Source organism: Peijinzhouia sedimentorum (genome assembly GCF_049340005.1).
Taxonomy (GTDB): domain Bacteria; phylum Bacteroidota; class Bacteroidia; order Cytophagales; family Cyclobacteriaceae; genus CAXBDP01.
Genome location: NZ_JBMPIY010000011.1, coordinates 94533 through 112669, shown reverse-complemented (window position 1 = coordinate 112669; position 18137 = coordinate 94533). Strand labels below are relative to the sequence as shown.

Genomic DNA, 18137 nt, shown 5'->3' with positions numbered 1-18137 from the left:
TTTCAAAAATTATTTTTGTATAAGGTCTAATATTTCCTTTTTAAGGGATTCAAAATCAATTGGTTTTGTGAAAAATCCTTTTGCTCCTGAGTTCATTGCTCTATTAAAATTGTCACTATCACCATATGCTGAAATCATACTGACTACAATTTGAGGATATTTATCCTTTACATTTTCAAGTAATTCTAAACCTGTCATTCCAGGCATATTTATGTCCGAAAATATATACATGATTTCAGGTGGATTAGTGCTGCCAAGAATTTCCAATGCATCATCACCAGAAAAGGCAAATACGAGCTCCAAATCATACATCTTCAATTCCTTTCTAAACTTTTGACGAAAGAGCATTTCCACATCTTTTTCGTCATCTACAATTAGTATTTTCATACATAGCTTGTTTTGTTGTTTGAAGGAATCCGAACTTCAAATCTGGTGAATTTATCAACTTCAGTTAAGATATTTAGCGTTCCGCCATGTGCCTTTACAATATCATTCGTAAGACTCAAACCAAGTCCAGTGCCATCCGTTCCTTTTTTGGTGGTAAAGAAAGGTAAAAGTATTTTGTTTTTAATATCATCAGGAATACCGGGCCCATTATCTTCAAATGCTACAAAGAGCCCATTTTCATCGAGGCGGGAGGTAATTATTAATGTTGGCAGATAGTCTTTGTCATTTAGCTTAATTATTTTTTCATGCATTGCATCAAATGCATTTTTACAGAAATTAAGCACCAACCTACTAAAATCCTCTGAATTAATTGATATTTTGTCAATACTCTCATCTAAGTCTAAATCGATCTTTACATTGATGGGTGATTTGCTAGCGCGCATCCCATGAAATGCTAAGTTCACATATTCTTTGATTAGGGGATTTAGGCTAGTTGGCTCCACAGTGCCACTTCCACCACGGCTATGCAAAAGCATGGATTTTACCACTCCATCAGCTCTTGTTCCGTGCTGATTAATCTTTTCCAAATTTGCTTTCACATCATTGAGCAAATCAATGATTTCTTCCTTTGCATCAGAATCATCTATCGATTCTAACTCCACAAATGCTTCATCTAAAAGCTCAATACTCAAGTCTGAGAAGTTATTAACAAAGTTTAGCGGGTTCTTTATTTCATGAGCAATTCCAGCTGTAAGTTGTCCAAGTGAAGCAAGTTTTTCTTGTTGAATAAGCTGCTCTTGCGCTGCTTTCAATTCCTCTAAAGATTGGTTGAGTTCTTTTGTCTTTTCAGCAACCAATCGCTCAAGTTCTGCTTGTTTCTTTTTCCATTCTTGTAAGTGCCAAGTGTCGTTTTCCGAATCAGTTGCCACCGAAGCATGCCAGTGAATCACTTTCCAATTAGTATCAAAATATTCTAAAACTGTACTTACTCTTACCTTGAGCTCATTATCACCGTCATGCGATTTCAAAATAATATTAACCTCACCTACAATTACAGCTATATTTTCTGTTTCATTGTACCTGCGGTAAACTTCTTTTACTTCATGATCTAATTGCAAATCAGTGCTTTGATCAATTTGCCTTTGAATAATTGATTGCAGTGCCTTCACCCCAAACATTTTTTCATCGATTGTGGTACCGTAGCCCATTACATCCTCCACCACAAGTTCACCAATTCGCTCTTGCGGGAATTCCAATAGCATAGAACTCAGAAAATTCTTATGAGTCTTATCTAACAATTCTTTCTTTTTCGAATTCATAGGCTTTGAAAATCGGTTAAAAAGCTAGTGATATAACTTGATCAAGTTCTTACAAGCGATTAAGATATTGAAAGTGGATTTGAAATCAAATATTATGGGGTTAATTAGTTGATATGTGGTATTATGACGCTTGTTGAAAAATTGACTTGGTTTTGATCATTTTCTTCGGCCTAATTGCTTTTTTGACAAAACAATTAATGAAACAATTTATCGGCTTGCTCTCATATCAATGGCAATGAGAAGATGAAGCTACTTCCAACGCCTAATTCACTTTCAATAATCAATTCCCCTTGATGCTTTCCAATAAACTCCTTGCAAATCATTAATCCCAAACCTGTTCCCAATTCCATCTCGGTACCTTCCGTAGTTAGGGAAGATTTTATTTGTAGCAAATCATTAATCTGTTTTTTTGTCATCCCAACGCCTGAATCTCGAACCTCAATCTGCAGCATTTGACGATCACCAACTTTAATTATTTTTGAGTTTAAGAAAATTTGGCCACTACGAGGAGTGAATTTGATAGCATTTGATAGTAAATTTCTGAAAATAGCATTAATCATTTCTTTGTCTCCATTCACAAAGTCCTTTTCAGAAAATGCATTTGTGATTTTGATTTCTTTATTTACAATGGTAGCTTCCTGTAATTGAAGGTTTTCTTGAAGCAAATCAGCAATGTTGATTGTGATAGGATTGAATACCAGTCGATTGGTTTGGCTTTGCGACCAAAGTACAAGATTATCCAATAGCCGCTCTGTTCGTGCTGAACTTTGGTAAATTAACTCTAAGAATCCATCATGAAACAATAATTCTTCTTTATTGCTGCTTTCCTTCACCAAATTCAATGCGCCAATTATTCCAGCCAATGGTGACTTGATATCATGTGTTACAATTGAGAAGAACTTGTCCTTGGTTTCGTTTGCTTCTTCTAGTTGTTTGGCATTTTCTACCAGTATATCATAATTCTTTTCGAGTTCGGCTTTTTGTAAAGCGATGGTTCTTTGCTGTTGCAGTCTCTCCATATTTCCAAACCACATCACCATCGAAATACCAATTCCAATACATATTGAAGTGATACCATTCACAATGTTTGAAAGTCTAATATCCGGATTGGGCTGGGTTTGAACTAAAATCAGATAAAACACCAAAAATCCAAAAAGAAAACCGATAATGGAGTAACGTGGTTTTACTAGAAAAACAATAGATGCAACTGTACAAGCTACTAGAAAAGGAGTAATCGATGGTGTAATAGCTTGATCTATTCCGACAACCACAGATCCCAAACAAAGTAAAATAATAAAACTTGACCAGATCAATATTCTTGAAGCGTTGGATCTGTCTTTCGTAGCGGATTCTCGGTGAAATTTTTTTGATAGTATTGCTACAACTGATAGAAAAATAAAGGTGAAAATGTTATTAAGAACGATTCCTAATTGCCAATAATACTTCTCATCAGTTGCTTCTGATAAATCATAGCCAAAAACAATAATATGAATTATAGCAAGAGGCAAACCTAAAATCGAAAGGAGGTAAATACGCTTTAAATTAAGCGTATTTACCTCCTTTTCAAGGAATACTAACTCCTTTGGGTCTACCCAAAGCCTATCGAAAAAATTATTTAACATCAAGAGTTCTTGTCAAGATTGAAACAAGCATTCAATGTTAAGCGATTTTAGTCAGTATTAAAAGATCAAAGTATATTTAAGATCAAATAAGCTTTGTTTAGTTATTAATCATCCTGCCAAAAAAGGCAACTCCCATTATCATAAAAAAGATCGTATAAAGAACGATGCCTATAGCTACCCATAGTAATGCTGCTTTGGCAAAGTTTCGTTTGCTATGATTTGTACTATCCGAAAAAGCCCATACAAAATACATTATCACATTTACAATAGGGATAAATGTAATAAGCAGAGTGACAAACCAATCGCCTACAGTTAGAGGGCTGTTACGAAAATCTTGCATGTTGGTGTTTGGATTAAGGTTTTCCATGATTTTTGTTAGTTATTAGAATAATATGTGTTTTTAAATATAAAAAATATAATGGAAAATCAATTCCTTAAAGAAAAAAATGCTTTTTCGAATTATTGCAAACCTTGTTTAAAATGATTTTTAAAACCCTATATTGGAGATAACAATTAATCTAAAGGATGAACAGAGAAAAGAAGATATTCGAGAATGGCAAAGGCGAAAAACTTGTAGCCTATATCGAATTACCAATTGGTAGTAGACCTCATAATTTCGCAATTTTTGCACATTGTTTTACGTGCAATAAAAATTTTCAAGCCGTTCGGAATATAAGCTTAGCACTTACTCAGCAAGGTTTTGGCGTACTTAGTTTTGATTTCACAGGTCTTGGCGAAAGTGAAGGCGAGTTTGCAGACACCAATTTCACAACCAATGTAGATGACCTAATTGCTGCTGCCGATTTTTTGGAAGCTAATTATCAATCACCAACTTTAATTATTGGCCATTCTCTTGGTGGAGCAGCGGCTGTATTTGCAGCTAGCAAAATTAATTCGATTCAAGCTTTGGTTGCTATTGGCGCTCCGGCTGACCCAACTCACGTGCAGCATTTACTTAAAGACAAGAAGGAGGATATTGAGGCTAACGGGAAAGCGAAAGTGAATATAGGCGGGCGGGATTTTATGGTGAAAAAGCAATTCCTTGACGATTTGGAAGATCACAGTTTAGAGAAGGTTCTAAAGAAATTAAGAAAATCTATTCTGATAGCTCATTCGCCACAAGATAAAATTGTAGATATTAAAAACGCAGCCCAGCTTTATGAAGCTGCACACCACCCCAAAAGCTTTATCAGCTTGGATGGAGCAGATCATTTGTTGGGAAATAAAAAGGATAGCCTTTATTTAGGTAGTTTAATAGCTACTTGGTCAAGACGATACTTGGATTATGGAGCCGAAGAAGGTCCAGATTCTGATCATCAAGCTGCGGCAGTTTTAGGGGATAGTGCGGAGAAATTTCTCACGCAAGTAAAAGCAGGTACTCATTTTCTATTGGCCGATGAGCCTGAATCTGTTGGTGGCAATAATGCTGGTCCCACGCCTTATGATTTGTTAGCGGCTTCACTGGCAACTTGCAAAGCCATGACACTGCGAATGTATGCAGACCGTAAAAAATGGAATTTGAGCAATGTGGAAGTTCATGTAGATCACGGTAAACGCCATTGTGATGATTGTGCAAACGTGGAGGAAGCAGATAGCAAAATTGACAGTTTCGATTGTTTTATAAAACTGGAAGGTGAATTGGATGAAAGCCAAAAGAAACGACTGTTGGAAATTGCCGATAAGTGCCCTGTACATAAAACACTTCACTCAAAAGTAAGTGTGAAAACCAGCTTGATGGAAGATAAGTAAGTTGATATTTTATTTTAATCTTCTGAAAACCAATAATATACGTCGAAAGCGCTTTCAATTTGTCGCTCTTGCTGATTCCTGAGAAGTGGAAAGAAATTGTGATTTGTAAGAGCTTCTATACTATCAATATTTACTGCATAACTAGTCAATGGATTTGACCCGGCTTCGTTTCTCATCAAAAAGGCAATTCCTTGACCTCCTCCCGCATTATTTGGCTTATATATTACCTTATAAAACAACTCAGGTACACTAATATTGGTATTGCCCATTTTCGCCAAGCCCTCTTTCAAAACCGGACCTGTCACCACCCAAATGGTATCTTTTTCGATGGCAAAATCTCTAATCTGCTCTTCCAATTGTTTCCAAATACCTCTGTTGAACGAAGGCAACTGTGGGGATACATTTGTTAAGTAAAAGCTGTCATACATGCTTTGCGAGCTGAAAGACATATCAGCAGCAGGTGCCAAATGCCCTCTATCATATCCACTATTTCTGTATTCTGTGTCACGCGGACTTAAATCTCCTAACCGATTTTCCATTCTGAAATTGCTAGAGCGCTCAACACCATCGCCTAGTTGTGCCCGGCAAAGCATATAGCAAACCCAAGTAGCATTGCGAGTGCTAGTATCAAACTCCAAAATGAATCCTTTATAATCAAAAACGTATTCCTTAGCGATTGGTAAAGGGCTGTAATTTTGATAAGCCTCAGGAACAGATGATAAGTCGAAAGAAGTAGGAGGGATGGCGACGATACTGCTAGTGGAAGCACTCGAACTTGTAGTAGGGCTGCAATTGATAAATAGTACAATTGCCAAGACGACAATTGCGCAAAGCAGAAATAGAGAAAAGCGGTACCCTCGCATAGAACTTATTTTCTACTGCAAGTAAATTATAAAATATGAATTTCTAGTCTGGTATTTAGGATTTAGGACAATTGCATTCATATTTCTTCTAGCAAATACTAGCGAATTTTAGCTCCTCAAATTCCTGAGAATTTAATTTATAGGAACAATTATATAATAGGACTAAGTCTTCTGTCGGATCCGCATGTGTATGAGTGATAATGGCATGATCTACTGGTAACTAAGTATTGCTAAAAATCTTAGATTTTTCGCAATACAGACTAGTTTCGTGTAGCTCAAGCAAGATTTTGACTAGTGCATTTTAAATCGAATGCGGGAGGGTATCTGGTTTTGGGTAGCTCAATCGATCAACCAAATCAGTTTTATAGTAAGCATCTAACCCGTTGGAAGTTAAACTGCCGGCAGCTTGTAAATCGATAAAGCCATCTTTAGCAACGTATGCTTCCGGAACGTAAATTTGTTTGATAGCACCTATGATTAAAATAGTGCCATTTACTTTAATATCTTGGCGTTCTACAAATTCACATGCCCATTTGATTTTACTTGATTTTACGAATGGGCTCTGGAAATTATCAAGATACTCTTCCTCCAATCCTACACCTTCAAATTCAGAAGATTCCCAACGTGCAGCAGTATGATGTGCTTGCAAAAGGATGTCCACATGAACATGGTTTATAGTGAAGTGTTTGGTGTCAAGTATATTCTCAAGTGTGTCTCTTTGAACCGTATGTGGTCTGAATAAAATGCCTGTAAACGGTGGGTTTGCTCCAATATGTATAATCTGACTAAAAGGAGCAAGATTTGTTATTCCTCCCGCGCTCTTTGTTCCAATTAGTGCGAGACTTTTAAATCCACCTAAGGAGTTGAATAAGTTGCGACGAAACATGGACTCCATGTTTTCCCAACCATTATAATCTAATAACTTCATTGATTATTTGCTCATGGCTTCTTCTACCGAATTGCAATATTGGATGTCGAGTAGATGGATGATATTGTCTGGATAGTCAGTTAATATTTGATTCTTGGCAATCTGAACCATTTTTTTGAACCAAGCTTCAGCAGGGAGAATTTTGCGGTGCTTGTTTATGCCATAAGAATAAACTTCCTTTTTCCATTCTATAAAATACCACTCCATAGAGGGTTGGTGAAATGCTCTGAGTGATCTTTTATCGAAAATAAATTTATCGAATCCTCTTTGAGAAGCTAATTTTCCAATAGCAGCGAATATTTCTTTGAATTTTTCAATAGGAACGTAGGCTTCTTTTAGCACGCACATAATTACACCTTTTTCACGATCGAAGCCGACGTCGGCAAAGCGGGAGGTGAAATAAGTGCTTAGGCCGTACTGACCTAAATTCTGTTCGACGGTTTCTGATTGAGCGGGTGTTTCGTGAATATCCATTGCAGCTTGATTAATGGTAACTCCTTTTAGAATTTTTCTTGTCTTCGTCAACTTTAGAGTTTAATTGATTCAAGTCATTTTCTAAACGTACTGCGTAATCAATAGTTCTTCGGATCATATCCTGTTGTGAATCTATCTGCTCCTTCAAAAAAGATAGTTCCTCTGCTAAAGTAGATATTTTCTTCTCATACTCAGCCTTTAATCTTTCTTTCTCAAGCCGCTCTTTCCGAAGCTCTTCTTTGAATATCAAAAATGACTGTGGTGGAATCTTCATAATCTGCTCTGCACGCTCTTTCTTCTGTTCCGTCTTCAATAAATCAAATGTTAATTTAAAGAATAACTGAGATATCTTGTAAAAGTTTTTACCTAATTATGGATAAACCGCCATCGATGCCAATTACTTGTCCGGTAATCCAACTTGAGTTTGGTGACAATAAGAAATAAGCTGCATCTGACATATCTGCAGGAGTGCCTACTCTGCCAAGAGGATGTCTTTTGCTCGCAGCAGCTTGTTTATCTTCTGATGAAAGAAGAGCACCAGCTAAAGGCGTGTCGGTCAAGGATGGAGCAATTGCATTTACTCTAATACCGCTATTAGCTAGTTCTGCTGCGAGTGACCTGGTGATTCCTTCTATGGCTCCTTTTGCAGCTGCAATACTTGTGTGGAATCCCATTCCCGTTGCAACAGCAACTGTGCTAAAAAACACTACACTGGCCGATTCTGCTTTTTTTAGTTTCCGTAAAACACCCTGAGTTGCTAAAACTGCACCTACGGCGTTGATTTTAAAATCACCAAGTAGATCATCTTGAGTAATTCTATTAATCGGTTTGAGATTGATACTACCAGGGCAGTAAGCAAAACCATCAATTGTATCAGGAAGCTCATCGTATACATCCGAGTTTTCTAAAATATCAGCATGAAACGTAGTAGTTCCTTCAGGTCCATTAGATTCTCTATTGATTACAAAAACATTAGCACCTGATTTTTGAAGCTTTTCAGCTAATGAAAAACCAATACCACTTCCTCCACCTACAACTAGATAGTTTTTACCTTTCAAATCCGTCAACATTTACTTTTCTAATTTGAGATAATCTAGAAATTCATTTCGCGTAGCTTCACTATTGAATTTGCCACTATAAAATGAAGTAACTGTACTGCTTGTCACGTCCTTGATACCGCGAGAGGATACACACATGTGATTTGCGTCAACAATAACGGCAATGTGATCTGTATCTAGAATTTCTTTCAATTCATTACCTATCTGCATCGTCAATCTTTCTTGCACTTGAGGCCTTTGTGCGAAGTATTGTACTACACGATTGATTTTAGATAGTCCGATTACTTTGCCGCTTGAAATGTAAGCCACGTGTACTTTGCCATAGATAGGCACAAAGTGGTGTTCACAATTACTAAAGAAGGTTATATCCTTCTCAACTAACATTTGATTGTACTTATATTTATTTTCAAAAAGTTTAGCATCCGGCTTATTTTTCGGATCCAAACCTCTGAATATTTCTTTTACATACATTTTGGCAACCCTAGCTGGAGTGCCTTTCAAACTATCATCTGTCAAGTCTAAACCCAACACGTTCATTATTTCCCTAAAATGCTTTTCTATTAGTTCGATTTTCAAGTCATCGTCCATTTCGAAAGCATCTTCTCTTAAAGGAGTTTCTGCAGATGTACCAACATGTTCGTCGCCAATTTCATCTATAGTAAAACCATTAACTTGCGGGATATTCAACGAAATTTCTTTCTGTTTCATAAAGTGTGATTTTTAAATCAAATTTTTTATCAATTTTTTCTCTCAAAATATTCCAAATAACCACTGCAATATTTTCGGCGGTTGGGTTAAGATGCTGGAATTCATCTGTATCAAGGTTTAAGTTTTTGTGATCAAATTTATTAAGGACATTCTTCTTAATAATGTCGCTGAGAACTTTCATGTCATAGACATATCCCGTGCCCGAATCTGGCGTACCAATTACCTTCACAAACAGGTCATAATTGTGTCCGTGATAATTTTTATTATTACACTTACCAAAAATTTCCTGATTTTGTTCATCAGTCCATTCAGGATTGTGCAATCTATGAGCTGCATTGAAATGTTCTTTTCTTATTACTGCAATTTTCATTGGATTCTAAACATAAGTGTTTCTTGTTTTGTTTAACATAAGTTGAAAATAATTAAACAAAATAATTAAATGACTCATTCTTATGACCTTATTGTAATCGGCAGTGGAATGGGTTCGCTGACCGCTTCTGCACTGCTGGCAAAGTTAGGGACTAAAATAGGCATATTGGAACAAAATTATTTGCCGGGAGGTTGCACGAGTTCTTATTGGCGCAAAGGTTTTACTTTCGAGAGTGGTGCAACTACGATTGTGGGTTTAGATAAAAATATGCCATTGAATTATGTTTTGAAGCAAACGGGCATAAAACTCAATGCTCGCCATTTGTCATTGCCCATGCAAGTGCATCTCAAAAATGACAAAATCATCAATAGATACCAGTCTTTAGATCAATGGATTGTAGAAGCTGAAAGAGTTTTTGGTAAAAAGGGACAAGCTGAATTTTGGAGGAAATGCTACAAGATAAGTCAGTTTGTTTGGGATACGAGTATCAAGCAGCGCAATTTTCCTCCCGCTAATTTTTCAGACTTGATAGATGCTGTAAAAAATGCAAATCTTTCTCAAGTTTTAAATTCCCGCTATTCTTTAGTTCGTACCAGCGATTTTATCAAAAAACATGGATTACATGAAAATGAAGATTTCATGGAGTTTATAAATGAGCAATTACTAATTACCGCTCAAAACTATCAAGAAGAAGTGAATTTACTATTTGGTGCGACCGCGCTATGCTACACCAATTACGGTAACTACTACATCGATGGAGGATTGATCAATTTGGTGACACCATTTATCGACTATATAAAAGAGCGGGAGGGCGAATTGCATTTGCGCACTGAAGTACAACATATAGAAAAAGTAGACTCTGGCTATTTGATAAAAACAAACAAAGGCGAGTTTCGAAGCAAAATGATTTTGAGTGGAATTCCAATCAATAATTTATTGGAGATTTATCCCCCAATCATTTCTAAATACAAGAGCCAAATAATGGATTCGCCAAAATTGAATTCGGCTTTTCAAATGGGAATCGGTTTTAAATCAAACAAAGAGTTTGAAAGCATTCATCATCAAATTCATTTAGCCGAACCATTAGCAGGAGTGGGTGCAAAGAGCATATTTTTAAGCTTAAGTCATCCTGATGATTTGTCCAGATCTGACGAGGCTGGAATGAAAGTAGCCTCAATTAGTACTCATGCGCCTGACCCACAAAACAATATTGTAGATGGCAAAATAGCTGAAGAAGCAGTAATCAAAATTTTGGAAGAGAAGGGATTTTTGCGGAGAGAAAATGTAGTGTATCAACATAGCTCATCAGCTAAAAGCTGGGAAAAATGGACTGGTAGAGCTTTTGGCTTTGTCGGCGGCTATCCACAGTACTTTTCTATTAAGCCTTGGCAAATGATAGAAGCTCGGGTAGATGACCAAGGGATGTACCAATGTGGTGATACGAGCTATCCTGGACAAGGTATCCCTGGCACTACATTGAGCGGGATTATTGCCGTTGAAAAAATGATGAAGGACAAGCGAATTAAATAGAGCTGAAAAATTCTAGTTACTTGGAAATCCAATCGAATGTCCATTTTCGTAAATGATTGTACAAAATCGAACATTTTAATGAGCCAGTTTTTAAGAAAATCCATTCTATTTGATTAAATCTTGGCCTTTTTCACTTCTGGCATAATGCTTGGGAATATTGAAAATGTAAAACAGAAACCATGGACGCAATAAGCAATCGTAAGAGAGGTATTATTTCAGGTTTGATCCTTTTTATAGGTGTCGTAGTTGGTATTACTGTTTTAGCGTATGCATTTGGATTTACATCATGGGCTTCCAAAGCCAGCATTATTCAGCCTAACACATCTACTGGGTTAGTCGTTACAGATTATTCTAATTTCAATCCATTCACTTTGATTGAACGCCTGAAAGAAGAAAGAGGCAGGGAGATAGCTTAAATTTCAGATCCGAGAATAGATAATCACAATTTGAATATTTATCAAAAAAACTAGGAGCTTGACTTAGATCTAAATTCAATGTATCAATTTTTGAATACGGTGGAGCCAAAGATAATTCAAGCCTAGGTTGAATAAAGCACTAGGAAATTAATTTTCCCTGTTTTTTTAGAGTATTAGTGCGAAGTAGAATCCGGGCTATAAGATGAACTGGTTTTTAGCGTAATGTCCTTAATAATCTCATCCATTTCATGAGCTGATCGAATTATATTTTCATTAATCTCCTCCCGCTCATTTTCTGTAAAATCATTATCTTTAAGTAATTCGATAAGAGCCATTATTCTTGCAAGTGGTGCGCGAACCACATGTGATTGCACCCATGCAATTTCTTTTAATCTTTTGTTTTGATCTTCAATTTCCTCGATATATCGAACTCTCTCAGTAATATCTGTCGCCAGTATTAACTCAGCTTTTGCTCCTTTAAAATCAATATAATTAGATCTTATTTCGACTAAAATCAAATCACCATTTTTCTTTATATGTCTAAAATGGTCTTTGAATTTATAGTTTTTAGTGTTTTTACTTTCTTTAAGGGCAGCTTGAAGCTTCGGTAAATCTTCCTTAGGTCTAATTTCCGCAATGGTCATAGACAAAAAGTCTTCGACGCTATAGCCATAATGATCTATTGCGGCTGTGTTTACATCCAAAAAAGCCAAAGTTTCCAAGTCATACACCCACATTGGGATAGGACTTAAGTGAAATAATTCACTATATTTTTTCTCAGATTCTTGAATTGCATGAACAAACTTGAAGCGTTCTATATTGTAAACAATGCTCTTATAAAGAGCCGTCGGACTAATATTTTCTTTGATTAAGTAATCCGAGATACCGAGAGATAAGGATTTGATGGCGAAGTTGAGGTCTCCAAATCCTGTAAGTACTAGTATTGGTGTATTATTGGCTATTGCTAAGGTTTCAGTAATCAATTCTTCTCCACTTTTGTCTGGTAAAGACAAGTCGAGCAAGATCACATCATAATGAGTAGCTGTATCTGACAAACAAGCTTTAGCTTGCTTAAAGTCTTTTGCATGAGTAAGTTCTGGTTGGGCGATTTCTTCAATTAAGTAATCTTCCACCAAAATAAAATCACCAAGATTATCTTCAACTACAAGTATTTTGTATGGATATGGATCTTTTTTCATTTATTCTTAGGCAACATTACGATACTGAACCAAAAGTCTTCAATCATTGCAATTGCATTCAAAAAATCATCAACATCCACAGGCTTTGTAATGAAGCAATTAGCATGATTTCCATAAGATCTCTTCACATCTTCCTCAGAAGATGAGGTAGTAAGAATTATTACAGGGATCTGTTTAGTTAGTTCATTAGTCTTTAGTTCTATTAGAACTTCGTGCCCACTTTTGAGCGGGAGGTTGATGTCTAATAATATTAAATCTGGTGTTGATTCATTTGAATATTTGCCTCTTTTAAACATAAAGTCAACAGCATCTCTACCATTTTTCACTACGCTTACATTATTGGCAATTTTCTTTTCTTCTAAGGCTTCAGTGGTAAGCATGATGTCACCCTCATTATCCTCGACTAACAAAATGTGAATTGGTTTCATACCTTATTGCTTTTTTAGAGTGAAAAAAAATGTACTTCCAATACCGTACTCTGACTCAAGCCAAATCTTTCCGCCTAGCGTTTCAACTATTTTTTTTACTATAGCTAGTCCCATGCCGGTACCTTTGTATTCGTCTTTTGCATGCAATCGTTGAAAAATCACAAATATTTTATCGAAATATTCTTGCTCGATTCCAAGTCCATTGTCCTTAATAGCGAAAGTCCAATAAAAGTTATCTTCAATAACGGAAATTTCTATTACTGGAACAACTTCTTCTTTAGTGTACTTTAGGGCATTGTTAATCAAATTTTGAAACACTTGAAGTACACGGGCTTTATGAATTTGAATTACTGGTAATTGATCCACTTTGATTATCGCCGACTTTTCTTTTATAAGCTGATGCTGTAAGGAAAGTACCTCATTTAGGAGCACGTTTAAATCAACTATTTCAATCTCTCCATCCTTTCTCCCTACTCGCGAAAATTCAAGCAAATCCAAAATAATTTGCCTCATACGTTTTGCTCCATCTACGGCAAAGTAGATGTATTTTTCAGCCCTTTCGTCTAATTTATTGCCATAGTTTTTCTCCAATTGTGATAGGAAACTTGTGATCATCCTTAGCGGTTCTTGTAAATCGTGTGATGCTACAAAAGCAAACTGCTCAAGCTCGGCATTTGACAAGGCAAGTTCATTGGCTCTCAGATCCAGCTCGGCGTTGAGTTTTAGCAAAGATTCTTCCGATTCCTTTCTTTGTGTAATATCCATCATTGCCCCTACCATTCTGATAGCCTCATCCTTATCATCTCTAATTATAATTCCTCTATCTACCACAAAAGCATACTCTCCAGTTACTTTCGCATATCTATATTCCTGTGTCCATTTAGTAATGTTTTTGTCGGCTAAGGCTAGTTGGATGCTTTCTATTACTCTGTCAAAATCATCTGGATGAATACTAATACTGTAATCATCTAGTCGAAAGGCTTTATCTTTCACCTCATACCCAAATATTGTTTTAAAGCCATCACCTCTAAAGAGTTTTTCATTTTGGATATCCCAATCCCAGATAGCGTCGTTGGTGGCTTGAGTTACTCTGAGAAAACGTTCATTCGATTGTTTGATTTGTTCATTTGCAAGTTTACGAATGCTTACGTCCTTAAAATAAACGGATAATCCATTTTCAGATGGGTAAGCAGAAACTTCGAACCATTTGTGAGCGGTAGGGTAATATTCCTCAAATGATACCATTTCGCCAGTATGCACTGCTTTATGGTACTGAGTATAAAACTCCAGGTTGAGTGCATCGTGATAAACATCCCAAAGATTATTCCCGACAACCTCCTCCCGCTTTCTTCCTAATACTACCTCGGCTTGTTTATTCCAATAGGTTACGACCCAGTTTTTATCTAATGCGAAAAAGGCATCTCCAATACTTTCTAAGATGGTGTTTCTTTCTGTAAATAAATTTTTTAGCTCCTTTTCAGCTTCTATTCTTTCCGAAATATCTGTATGAATACCATAGATCGCGATAAGCTCTTTTTGCTCATTGAAAATAGGACCGCCACTTAAATAGAAGTTTAGGACATCTCCATTTTTACTTAAGAGCTCAACATCTCCTTTCCAATTTTGCTTTGAGAGTAAGTTGCGAAATACTCTTTGAGCAATTTTTTTATCGGCATATACTCCAATTGGACCACCCGCTTTTTCTAATGATTCTGATGTATGCCCTAGCATTCTAGCAAAACTTGGATTTAGATAGATGGCTTTTCCATTTTTATTAGCCATTGCAATTCCATCCTGCGAATTTTCAATGATGTTTTTAAACTTAATCAATTCAATTTCAGCTTCTTTCTTTTCAGTAATATTTTTAAAATATACTGATATACCTGTTGGGGAAGGGTATGCTGTAATTTCAAACCAACTATTAATCGGCTCGTAATAGTCCTCAAATTGTATCTTCACTTTTTCTGTAAGTGCTTTGAGGTAATTTTGATAAGACGGCAATGAGGTAGCATCGCCAAATACCTCCCATAGGTTCTTTCCGAGTATTTGTTCGCGGGGGGTAAACAGCATTTTCTCAGCAAGACGATTCCAATATGTAACTGTAAAGTCATGGTCTAGCGTGAAAAACCCATCTTGAATACTCTCCAGCGTAGTTTGAATCTGCTTGTTAATTGCAATTAATTCAATTTCTGCAGATTTTCTTTGATGGATATCTTGAAAGCTGCCAAAAATTCTTACGCATTTTCCATTCAAATATTCACCCGTACCAATGCATCTTATCCATCGCTCATTACCTTTTGCTGTGATTATGGATAATTCAAAGTCCCAATCAATCCCTTGATTTATGCATTTGTTTAAATGATAATAAACTGTCTCTCGATGTTCTTCTTTGTAAAAATTAATGGCTTCATTGAGATTAGGTGTTTCGGTATTCTCTACTTCATGAATTTCCCTTGTTATTTGAGACCAGTAAAGTTTGTTAGTTTGAAAATCCACTTCCCATCCGCCAATTCTTGCCATTTTGTTAGCATTATTAAGAAGATCTTGAAGGTTCTTTTGCTCCGTAATATCGCGTCCATAAGCGAAAGCAAGTCCTTCTTCACCCGATAGCTGAGACGATTTCCAAGATATCCACTTAAACTCACCAGCTTTTGTGATATATCTATTCACAAAATCATAAGCCTGTCGTTCTCCACCGATGGTTTCTGAATATTCAACTTCTGTGTTAGAAATATCGTCTGGATGTACGAATTTAGTAAAAGGTTGAGTGGTTAGTTCCTGCTCAGTATAGCCCAATAATTCGCAAAATGCAGGATTTACTTTGATAAATTTTCCATCTGAGTTTGCAATGCAAAGTATATCTGGAGAGTTTTGGAATATCAAATACAATTGTTCCTCAAGTCGCTTACGGTTAAATTCCGAGCCAATAGTAGTTTCCAGCTCTTTGAATAGTTCTTTGTAATATGAAAGATTATTTGGCAATTTATTAGTACCGAACACTATTACGCCAATCACCTTATTATTGTGTATTAAAGGAAGTCCTAATACTGATTTCAAACCAGCTTCAAGTGCAGCTTCTTTTCTAATAAATTCATCTTTTTGGTCAATATGATTCCATATTTCAATAGTATTATTTTGCCAAACTACACCAGGTAAACCTTCACCATAATTGAATTCATTAACATCAGCACTTATTTCATAAAATACTTTTGCTGAATCATCTCCAATATGCTTAGCCAAAAGGGTCACTCGTTTTTTATCAGTACTCACTATCCATACTTCAGCAAAGCTAAATTCGCCAAATTCAACCAAATGAGCCAAAACAATTTCTAAACTCTCCTTAAGCCCTTTTTCTAGATTAAATAAGCTGCCAATTTCATTTAATAGCTTTTTTTGCAATTCATCTTGCTTCTGCCTAGTTTGATCTCTTAAGGAGCCTATCATCCGTATCGGAATACCAGCTTCATCGCGAATCATGTGGCCAATTTCTTCTACATAAGCGTAAGAGTAATCAGCTCTTCTAAATTGAAACTTCTTGACCCATTTTGTTTGTTTCGGATCGGATACAAACGCTTCCCATAGCCCTTTATTTTTCTCGTTGTCTTCTGGATGAGTAAGCTCCTCCCAATCCTTCAGCTTGAATACTTTATTGTCTATATTATGACCAAATATCCTCTCAAAACTTTCTCCCCAGTAGAAAATATCATTCACTACATCCCAATCGTATATGGCGTCTAAAGTCGCTTTATTTACATATTCATAGCGTTCATTTATCTTTTCTATGGTTTTGATATTTTCTTCACTTTCAGTCATATCTATGCATACAGCGATAATGCATTTTCTATTGTCAAACTCAACCACATGACCTGAAACACCTACTCTAATAGTCTCTCCATTCTTTTTGCGATGTGTGAATAACCCAAAGTGAATTGTTTCATTATTTTCTGCAATTTCCACGTGGGAGCGTTGAATAGATAGTAACTCTTCTGCTGAGTAAAAATCCTTCAAAGTCATTTTTAGAAATTCATCTCTGCTATACCCATAGTGCTTTTGGGCAGTTTCATTAATATCTATTATTTGAATGCTTTCTATTTCATATATCCACAAGGGAAGTGGAGTTGCATTAAATAATGCCCTGTACTTTTCTTCAGACTGTTTTAAGCTTTGTTCAACCCTTTTCTGTGGACTCAAATCTATGTCTATGCAGAATAATTCAGGTTTTCTACCGGGTAATTTCAGTATGGTGTGATTGGAATAAACTGGAACTTTCGAACCGTCCTTTCTTTGCAGTTCAAGTTCTTCTGCCGGATGCTGCTGACCAGTTCTAATCATTTCAGCAACGTTTTTTTCGACTAAGGGTCGCATTTCTTGTGGAATAATCAACTCAGTTAACTTCTGCCCATAAGCTTCCTCCTTGGTGTACCCGTAAAGCCTTTCACTTGCTTTATTCCAGAAAATAACCTTCCCATTTTCTGAATAACCCTGTACTGACAAATTTGTAACCTTGTCAAATAACTGCTCAAATCTTTTTTCTGTAGCTTCAAGTGTTTCTTTGGCTATTTTTTCTTCTGTGATATCTATAACTATCGAATCCCAAACAATGCTTCCATCTTCCAATTTGGTTGGGTTGCCTGAGCCTCGTTGCCATCTTATATTCCCGTCAGGGTGGTTCACTCTCCAGTCACATGTCCATGGATGTAGTTCTTCTGCTGATTTTTGAATACTCTGATGCACCAGCCCAATATCATCTGGATGAAAAATCTCCCAAACTTTATGATTGCTTTCTATGCATTCTTGTGCATCAATTCCCCACAGAAGCTTAGCGCCTTGGCTCACATACATCATTTCATCGGTGCCGTTGGGATTGAGCTTATATCTGAATATTGCTCCTGGAAGGTTATTGTTAATAGACTGAAGAAAATCGGCAGGTATATCCATTTGGTTTAGATTCAATGAGTTGATTTTAATTAAACTCTGTATTCAATATAAATTAAGCATATTTTCAAAAATCATTTAGTAAAACCATTCTAATCATAATCTTAGCTGAATTGGGAGCTTCAGTTATTTAGAATTAGCATTATATAAA

The 18137-nt window shown here is 36.2% G+C and carries 17 protein-coding genes; 3 read left to right on the top strand and 14 right to left on the bottom strand.

Annotation, left to right across the window (positions count from 1 at the left end; genetic code table 11):
- Nucleotides 1–9: 9 nt before the first annotated feature.
- The 4 genes from ACOXY8_RS13890 to ACOXY8_RS13875 form a co-directional block, all read right to left on the bottom strand.
- Nucleotides 10–387, bottom strand: coding sequence for a response regulator (locus ACOXY8_RS13890; RefSeq protein ID WP_458332210.1), 378 nt, complete (start codon nt 385–387; stop codon nt 10–12).
- A complete protein-coding gene (locus ACOXY8_RS13885) occupies nt 384–1706 on the bottom strand; it encodes an ATP-binding protein (protein WP_458332209.1) in 1323 nt (440 codons plus the stop codon). Before ACOXY8_RS13885 ends, ACOXY8_RS13890 begins: the two co-directional genes overlap by 4 nt.
- Nucleotides 1707–1927: 221 nt before the next feature.
- Nucleotides 1928–3328: an ATP-binding protein gene (locus ACOXY8_RS13880; protein WP_458332208.1), complete on the bottom strand. Its 1401-nt coding sequence runs from the start codon at nt 3326–3328 to the stop codon at nt 1928–1930.
- Between the two features lie 97 nt (nt 3329–3425).
- Nucleotides 3426–3695 (bottom strand): hypothetical protein, encoded by a 270-nt coding sequence (locus ACOXY8_RS13875; protein ID WP_458332207.1) that lies wholly within the window; start codon nt 3693–3695, stop codon nt 3426–3428.
- A 158-nt stretch (nt 3696–3853) separates the two neighbouring features.
- Here ACOXY8_RS13875 and ACOXY8_RS13870 point away from each other — a divergent pair, with 158 nt between their 5' ends.
- Nucleotides 3854–5077 carry a bifunctional alpha/beta hydrolase/OsmC family protein gene (locus tag ACOXY8_RS13870; RefSeq protein ID WP_458332206.1) on the top strand — a complete coding sequence of 408 codons (1224 nt, stop codon included), beginning with the start codon at nt 3854–3856 and terminating at the stop codon, nt 5075–5077.
- Between the two features lie 14 nt (nt 5078–5091).
- Here ACOXY8_RS13870 and ACOXY8_RS13865 read toward each other — a convergent pair whose 3' ends face one another.
- The 7 genes from ACOXY8_RS13865 to ACOXY8_RS13835 form a co-directional block, all read right to left on the bottom strand.
- Nucleotides 5092–5892, bottom strand: coding sequence for a DNA/RNA non-specific endonuclease (locus ACOXY8_RS13865; protein ID WP_458332205.1), 801 nt, complete (start codon nt 5890–5892; stop codon nt 5092–5094).
- Between the two features lie 349 nt (nt 5893–6241).
- Entirely contained in the window at nt 6242–6868 is a 627-nt protein-coding gene (locus ACOXY8_RS13860) for a flavin reductase family protein (protein ID WP_458332204.1), read from the bottom strand.
- A 3-nt stretch (nt 6869–6871) separates the two neighbouring features.
- Complete coding sequence (locus ACOXY8_RS13855; RefSeq protein ID WP_458332203.1) at nt 6872–7393, bottom strand: hypothetical protein; 522 nt, start codon at nt 7391–7393, stop codon at nt 6872–6874.
- Nucleotides 7353–7655 (bottom strand): hypothetical protein, encoded by a 303-nt coding sequence (locus ACOXY8_RS13850; protein WP_458332202.1) that lies wholly within the window; start codon nt 7653–7655, stop codon nt 7353–7355. Before ACOXY8_RS13850 ends, ACOXY8_RS13855 begins: the two co-directional genes overlap by 41 nt.
- Nucleotides 7656–7704: 49 nt before the next feature.
- Complete coding sequence (locus ACOXY8_RS13845) at nt 7705–8412, bottom strand: SDR family NAD(P)-dependent oxidoreductase (RefSeq protein ID WP_458332201.1); 708 nt, start codon at nt 8410–8412, stop codon at nt 7705–7707.
- Nucleotides 8413–9108: a GTP cyclohydrolase I FolE gene (folE, locus tag ACOXY8_RS13840; protein ID WP_458332200.1), complete on the bottom strand. Its 696-nt coding sequence runs from the start codon at nt 9106–9108 to the stop codon at nt 8413–8415.
- On the bottom strand, nt 9068–9478 hold the full coding sequence (locus ACOXY8_RS13835) for a 6-pyruvoyl trahydropterin synthase family protein (protein ID WP_458332199.1): 411 nt from the start codon (nt 9476–9478) through the stop codon (nt 9068–9070). Before ACOXY8_RS13835 ends, folE begins: the two co-directional genes overlap by 41 nt.
- Before the next feature lie 69 nt (nt 9479–9547).
- Between ACOXY8_RS13835 and ACOXY8_RS13830 the strand changes: the two genes are divergently transcribed.
- A complete protein-coding gene (locus tag ACOXY8_RS13830) occupies nt 9548–11008 on the top strand; it encodes a phytoene desaturase family protein (RefSeq protein ID WP_458332198.1) in 1461 nt (486 codons plus the stop codon).
- A 179-nt stretch (nt 11009–11187) separates the two neighbouring features.
- Complete coding sequence (locus ACOXY8_RS13825; protein WP_458332197.1) at nt 11188–11424, top strand: hypothetical protein; 237 nt, start codon at nt 11188–11190, stop codon at nt 11422–11424.
- Nucleotides 11425–11597: 173 nt separating this feature from the next.
- Here the strand turns inward: ACOXY8_RS13825 and ACOXY8_RS13820 are convergent, their stop codons facing one another.
- The 3 genes from ACOXY8_RS13820 to ACOXY8_RS13810 are packed head-to-tail and all read right to left on the bottom strand — an operon-like array spanning nt 11598 to nt 17989.
- The gene (locus tag ACOXY8_RS13820; protein ID WP_458332196.1) at nt 11598–12623 is read right to left on the bottom strand and encodes a PAS domain S-box protein; all 1026 of its coding nucleotides are present in this window, start codon (nt 12621–12623) and stop codon (nt 11598–11600) included.
- On the bottom strand, nt 12620–13051 hold the full coding sequence (locus tag ACOXY8_RS13815) for a response regulator (RefSeq protein ID WP_458332195.1): 432 nt from the start codon (nt 13049–13051) through the stop codon (nt 12620–12622). The genes ACOXY8_RS13820 and ACOXY8_RS13815 overlap by 4 nt, the downstream gene beginning before the upstream one ends.
- A 3-nt stretch (nt 13052–13054) precedes the next feature.
- A complete protein-coding gene (locus ACOXY8_RS13810; protein WP_458332194.1) occupies nt 13055–17989 on the bottom strand; it encodes a PAS domain S-box protein in 4935 nt (1644 codons plus the stop codon).
- Between the last annotated feature and the right edge of the window lie 148 nt (nt 17990–18137).